Here is a 6,490-nt window from a genome sequence, read left to right on the forward strand (position 1 = left end):
GGTGGGTGCCCCCCGCTGCGCCCCCCCCCCCGGCCGCCCCCTACACAACACCCCCCGCCCGTTCGTGTGGGGCAGGGGTCCCCCGCTTGGGGGGGGGGCCACGCTTCGGTGCATCGTAATGATGCACTGTGTAGGTTCAGTGTTCCTGCCTGGTGTCAGTACTGGACGTCGATCGCCTGGATTCCGGTGAACTCGACTTCGAGTCCGGCGGCGCGTCCGCCGTCCTTGAAGTAGGTTTCCTGGAATCCCTCGGCCATGATGGCGCGCATCTGTTGGTCACCGGCGCCCTGGTCCTGGGCGGTGAAGAGGCGGCCGGCATAGGCGGGTGGGAGGTGGACGGTCAGGTGCCGTAGCCGGGCCTCGTCGGTGGTGCCGACGGGGGCGGTGTAGCCGAAGTAGGCCCACACCTCGACGGTGATGCCCGTGCTGGTGGCGGCCTTCTTGCGGGCCCGGCGGCGGATGCCGGGCTGCCACACTCGTTGGACCTCGCGCTTCAGGGCTTCGCGCAGTGCGGCCCTGGGGGTCTTGCGTTGGCCGGCGAGGTAGCGCTCGACGGTGCGGCGACTCACGCCGAGCCGGGCCGCCAGGGCGGCGGTGTCGCCCTTGGCCGCCTTGGCGAGCAGCCGCATCTGGGCCTGCGCGCTCTTGGGCGGCGCCTTGGTGAAGTGCTCGGGCGCGGCCCGGTCGATCGCGTCGGTGATCTCCTCCACAGCCTCCTACTTCCCTTCGATGGTGCTGCTGTCGTAGCCCTTGATGTGGCGGGCCGGGTTGATCGGCTGGTCGCGCTCCAGCCAGTCCACGACGGTGAGCATCTGCTGGATGCCCTCGACCTTGGCCAGACCGGGGGTGGCACCGAGGCGGAAGGTGCCGGGCAGCACCTTGCCGGAGCCGGTGAGCGGCAGGAAGCCGAGCGGGTCCGTGGTCGGGGAGGCGTAGACGACGCAGTCGTTGTTGACACCGAGCGGGTAACGGCCGTTGGCCTTCGCCACGTTGGCCATCTTGCGGTGCATGTTGACGCGGGCCTTGGCGATGACCGCGGCCCGGATGTCCGGGCGCCAGGTCTCCCGCTCAAGCGCCGGCCACGGCTCGCCGGGCTTGTAGGTCAGGCCCTGGGGGCGCTCTCGCAGCTTGCCGATCCCGAACTTCACCGTCGACTTCACCGCCGAGAGGACCATGGCGATCTGGTGGTGGCGCCAGGTGGCCGAGGCGAGCTGGTCGTCGCCCATCGCGGCCAGGTGGCCCAGGCCCTCGGCGGCGAGCGCGGCGCGCAACGCGTCCAGGTCGGTGCCCGCGTTCTTGAGGAGGCGGTGGGCGGTCATCGCGGCGAGGAAGGCGCGTTCGTCGGTGTCCTTGTCGGTGGGGATGCCGGCCTCGGCCATGGTGGTGACGTAGGCCTCGCGGAGGCGGTCGTGCCAGGGGTCGAGGTAGGCGCCGCTGTGCTCGCGCAGGTAGGCCTCGGTCGGGGTGACGTCGTGGCCGAGTTCCTGGGCGTAGGCGACGGTGGGGGTGGTGTACCAGGCCGGGCCGGTGGGGGGGGTGCCGGTCGGGGTGAACGGGCTGGGCAGGCGGGGGTCGGTGGGGATGTGGGACAGGTCGACGAGCCAGCTGCCCGGGGTCTTTTTGTCGAAGTGTGGGTTGGTGACGTGGAGCGGGCCGGACAGGCCGACATTGAGGCGGGCTGCGGCGGCGAGGTAGGCGGTGTTGATGTCGATGCCGACCGCGAACGGTTCGATCATCTCCGCTTCGGAGAGGGTCTCGACCGGGCGGATCCACTGGTAGGACTCCTCGTCCAGGAAGCCGCCGGTCCAGCCCTGTGCGGCGGGGTGCTCCGGCGGGACCTCCGGCGGCGCTGCCTGGACGACTTCGGTCAGCGCGCCCGGGTTCGGTCCGGACACCCACCCGCCGCTCTGCTCGTCGCGTACCGCCCTCGTGGGCGGGCGTAGCGCGGTCATCAGTTCCAGGCCGCTGGTGGCGCTGGAGCCGCGGGGGGTGATGACGCGTTGGGCGTAGACGCCGAGGACGCGGGCGAGGTCGGGGGCGGGCAGGTGGGCGGCGTCGCCCCAGGCGCGGGTGTCCAGGGCGCGCCAGGGCAGGACGGCGAGTTGTACGCATTGGCGTCGGCCGTCTTTGACGGGCTTGTAGATGCGGGCCCAGGGGCCGAAGCCGCGGCGGGTGAGTTGCCATTTGGAGCGGGCGAGTGCTTTGACGATCTTGTGGTCGTCGGGCAGGCGCTGGGTGCGGCGGGTGGCCGGGTCGTCGTCCAGGGTGGGTGGCAGGCCGAGTTTCTGGGCGGCGGCGGCGGTGAGGACGATCAGGGGGTCGGAGTCCTTGCCGTTGCGGTGCAGTCGTGGGGTGCCCAGGCCGGATTCGGTCAGGGCCCAGGTGACCAGTTGTGCGAGTGTGGTGGCGGGGCAGTCCAGGAGTAGGCCGCCGACTGCGTAGGCGGTGCCGTCGTCGTCCAGGACTGCGAGTGGGCCGTGGGGGTATTGGGCGTCGCTGTGTGGTGTGGGGCGGGCGGCGGGGCGCAGCGGTTGTGGTTGTTCGGCTGGTTGTTCTGGCGGGATGCGGTCGGGGCGGGGGCTGTCGTCGTCCGGGTTCGCGGTGTCGTCGGTGGTGGGTTTGGGCTCGGCCTTTGTGGGGGTGGGGGTTGGGGCGAAGGCGGCCGGGACTTCTTCGACTGTGCGGGCTGCGGGGGCGGGGGTGGGGTGCTGTTGGGCCCAGCCTTCGAGGAGGCGTGCGTAGGCTTCCAGGCGTGGTGGCCTCGGCTCGGAGCGGCCGGCTTCCCAGTTCTTCACGGATTGCACCGTTGACTTCAGTACCTGGGCCAGTCGCGCTTGGGTGACTCCGGCGGCCTCTCGGAGGCGTGCTCTTTCGGTTGGCTCCGGCAGTTGTGGGCCTGGGTCGTTCAGTAGTGCGTCCACTGCTGCGAACAGTTCGTCCTGTGTGGGCATCGGAACTCCACCTCCTCGCCCTACACTAGTCCATTTTTAACCCTGGAATTGAAGCTCTTTGGTGGTGGTGGGGCCTTGTCTGTGGGGCTGTTCCATGGGGTTTTTGGCTTTCGGGTTGTTCGTTGGCGGAGGTGCTCTTAGCCCTGGAACATCTGGTGTTCGGGGTGTGGTGGCGGCGGTGGCTGGGGGGTGTGGGGCGGGGTTCGGGGTGGCTGGTGGTGGTGGGGTCCGGTGTGTTGCGTGGGCATTAGCCGGGGGTTAGCGGGATTCGTCATGGTGGGTGGATGTGCTGGCGTGGGTCTCGGATTAGTCCGCGTCGTTTGGAATGGGGTGTCCGGGAGGGGTTGTGGGGTCGGGAATCGCGGGGGTCCCGGTTGTCGGTCGGTGTGGTGCGTTGGGGGGCGCGGTCCGTGTCGGCACGAACTGGGGCGCGGATGGTGGCCGGTGGTCGCGGGTGGGTGTTTGCTGCTGTGTCGCTGTCGCGGGTGGAAAGTTCGTGGGTGAAACGTGATAAAAGCGGCGGGATCAAGCTCTGTCATGAACGCGATCGCGCCGTTTTTCGTGCGGCGGGCTGACGTGCGTCGCCCCGGGGTGAAGATCACACCGGGGCCGCGGTATCGCCGCGGAAGCCGGTGTCCGGGCGGGTGGCGCACGGCCCGGGGCGGCGTCGCGGGACGGACAGGACGAAGGGGAAGGGGCGCGGATGCTCTTGGAGCGCGACGAGGTGTTGGACGCGGCCGCGGCGGCCGGGGCGGCCGCGCGGGCGGGCGGCGGGCGCTGGGTCCTGCTCTCGGCACCGGTGGCCGGCATGGGGCGCAGCGCCGCGTTGGAGGCGGTGGTGCGGCAGGAGGCGGGCGGCGGTGCCATGCGGGTGGGGCGGGTGCGCGGGGTGCCGGAGGAGGCGGGGTTCGCGTTCGGGCTGGTGCGGCAGCTCTTCGCGGACGACGGGGCCGTTCCGTTCGCGGTGCCGGCCGGGGCGCACGAGCAGCGGCTGTTCCACCGGTGGGTGACGCGGCTGGCCCGCTCCGCGGCCGAGCGGCCGGTGCTGATCGCGGTGGACGACCTCCATCACGCCGATGAGCCGTCCCGGCGGTGGATCGGCTATCTGGCCCGCCGGATCGCCGAGATTCCCGTCCTGCTGGTGGTCACCGAGTGCGGCGACCCGTCCGGTCCGGGGCCCTTCCCTTCTCCTGCGGGTGTGTCGGTCGTCCTGCGCGCTCTGAGTGTGTCCGCGGTCGTGCGTATCGCCCGGGGTGCCGGCCTGGGCCGGGAGGACGTCGTGACGTGTGTCGGGGCGGGGGCCGGGAACCCGGCGCTGGTGCGGGCGCTCGTCGCCGATCTCGGTGACGGGCCGCTGCCCCGCCCGCCCGCCGCCCGCTCGCGCAGCCGTTATCGCGAGGCGATCGCGGACTGGCTGGGGCGGGGGGTCGATCCGTGTCTGCGCCAGGCCTGTCTGGCTCTCGCCGTCGCGGCCGAGGAAGGGGTGGCGGGCGATCCCGGGCTTCGCCGTCAGCTCGCCGGTCTCTGCTCGTCCAGGCGGTCGCCGGACGAGCGGTCGGTGCGCCGTCTGGACAGGCTGCTGAGCCACCCCCTGGCGCGGGAGGCCGTGCTCGCCGCCGCCGAGCCGCGGGAGATCGCGGCGCTGCACACCCGCATCGCGGAGCTGCTCGACGAGAGCGGTGCGCCGGCGACCGCCGTGGCCTCCCGGCTGCTGCGCGTGGAGCGGCCCGGTGAGGTGTGGATGGCCCGCTCGCTGGCCGAGGCCGCCGAGGAGGCGGTACGCGCCGGCCGTGTCGCGGAGTCCGCCGCGTATCTGCGCCACGCCCTGAGCGGGCCGCTCGATCCGGACCGGCGTGCGGCCCTGACCATGCGCCTGGGCACCCTGGAGCTCGCGAACAACGCGACCGCCGGTATCCGCAGGCTCCACACCGGAGTGGAGTTGCACAGTGATCTGCGGGAGCGGGCGAGGGCGGCGACCGCCCTGAGCGCGGCCCTCGTGGCGGGCCGCGATCCCGACAGCGCGCTGCGGGTCCTCCACCAGGCCGGCCGCGGGGCCGATGACGGCGAACTCGTCCAGGTGCTGCAGGCCCTCGCCGCGCTCGTCTCCTCGCACGACAACGACGCCTGGCGCGGCGCCGTCGCCGGCCTGCGCGCGCTCGCCCCCACCGCGCCGCCCGGCATCGAGCCGCTGGTGTGCGGCCTGATCACCGAGTACGAGGCCGGGGCCGGCCTCTGCTCGGCCGCCGAGGCGCTCGCCCGGGTGCGCCCGCGGCTGGCCGCCCCGGTGGACCCGCGCCTGCGGACCGCCTGGCTCGGCAGCGCGGCCACCCTGCTGCAGTGGGCGGACTGCCTGGAGGAGGCGCGCGAGCTGGCCGGCCTGTGCCTGCCCGCCCCGCCCGCTCCCCCGGACCTGACGGACGTGGGCCTGCAGTGCCTGCTCAGCGTCCGGGCCGAGGCCGCGCTGTGGGCGGGAGAGTTCGACCGCGTCATCGCCGAGAACGCCCCCCTGGTGGAGGCGACCGCCGGACAGGGCGTCCGGCTGCCGCACCTGGCGGCCATGGTGGCCACCGCCCGGCACGAGAGCGGCCGGCGCACCGGGGCGTGGGAGGCCGTGGCACTGGCCGGACCGGGCGGCAACGACAGTTCCTGGGAGTGGAACGAGCTCAGCTACGCACGGGCCCTGCTGCACGCCGCGGACGGCCGCTGGCAGGCGGCCCTCGACGACTACCTGGCCTGCGGAGCCGGCCAGAGCGCCCACGGCTTCGTCAGCCCCGTCGCCACACCGTGGCGTTCCGGGGCGGCGCTGGCCCTGGTGCGGCTGGGGCGGCGGGAGGAGGCCCGCGAACTCGCCGAGGAGGAACTGCGCCACGCCCGGACCTGGGGCACCGCGCGCACCGTCGGCCGGGCGCTGCGGGCGTACGCCGCGGCCGTGGGCGGCAGGCTGGCCCTGTGCTCGCTGACCGAGGGCGCCGAACTGCTCAGGGCGGGGTGCGCGCCGGTGGAACTCACGGAGACCCTGGCCGATCTCGGCCGGGCCCACATCGGGGCGGGCAACGGCCGCAAGGGCCGGGACACGCTGCGCGAGGCGCACGCGGTGGCCCTGCGGCTGGCCGCGCCCGCTCCGCAGGCCGGGCAGGCGCCCGCCGCCGGTCGCCTCCTCGACCTGACGGCGGGGGCGTTGCGCGAGGGCGGGGTGCGCAACAGGAACGGCGGGCACGCGCTGACGCCCGCCGAACGGCGCGTGGCCAAACTGGCGGCGGCGGGGCACACCAACGCCCAGATCTCCTCCGCGCTGTGTCTCACCCGCCGCACCGTGGAGACCCATCTCACCAACGCCTACCGGAAGCTGCGGATCGCCCGGCGTACCCAGCTGGTGGCGGTACTGGGAGGGTGAAGGCGGTAGGGGCCGGTAGGCGGGCCCGGGGCCCCGGCGGGGCGGGTGCGGCAGGGCCACGGCAGGGCGGGCGGCGGCGGGCCGGGGCCGAGGCCCCCCGCCCCCCGGGCGGCGGGGCCGGTCCCGGGGGGGGGCGCGGGGGCGG

At 73.7% G+C, this 6,490-nt stretch carries 3 protein-coding genes; 1 reads left to right on the forward strand and 2 read right to left on the reverse strand.

Annotation, left to right across the window (positions count from 1 at the left end):
* Positions 1–155: 155 nt before the first annotated feature.
* Together tpg and tap are read right to left on the reverse strand one after the other, a co-directional pair.
* Positions 156–710 carry a telomere-protecting terminal protein Tpg gene (tpg, locus tag ACFVHI_RS36700; protein ID WP_380346369.1) on the reverse strand — a complete coding sequence of 185 codons (555 nt, stop codon included), beginning with the start codon at positions 708–710 and terminating at the stop codon, positions 156–158.
* A gap of 6 nt (positions 711–716) precedes the next feature.
* Positions 717–2,951, reverse strand: coding sequence for a telomere-associated protein Tap (tap, locus tag ACFVHI_RS36705; RefSeq protein WP_380346370.1), 2,235 nt, complete (start codon positions 2,949–2,951; stop codon positions 717–719).
* A 703-nt stretch (positions 2,952–3,654) separates the two neighbouring features.
* Between tap and ACFVHI_RS36710 the strand changes: the two genes are divergently transcribed.
* Positions 3,655–6,345: a LuxR C-terminal-related transcriptional regulator gene (locus ACFVHI_RS36710; RefSeq protein ID WP_380346372.1), complete on the forward strand. Its 2,691-nt coding sequence runs from the start codon at positions 3,655–3,657 to the stop codon at positions 6,343–6,345.
* Positions 6,346–6,490: the final 145 nt, after the last annotated feature.

This window comes from Kitasatospora sp. NPDC127121 (genome assembly GCF_042677305.1).
Lineage (GTDB): Bacteria > Actinomycetota > Actinomycetes > Streptomycetales > Streptomycetaceae > Kitasatospora.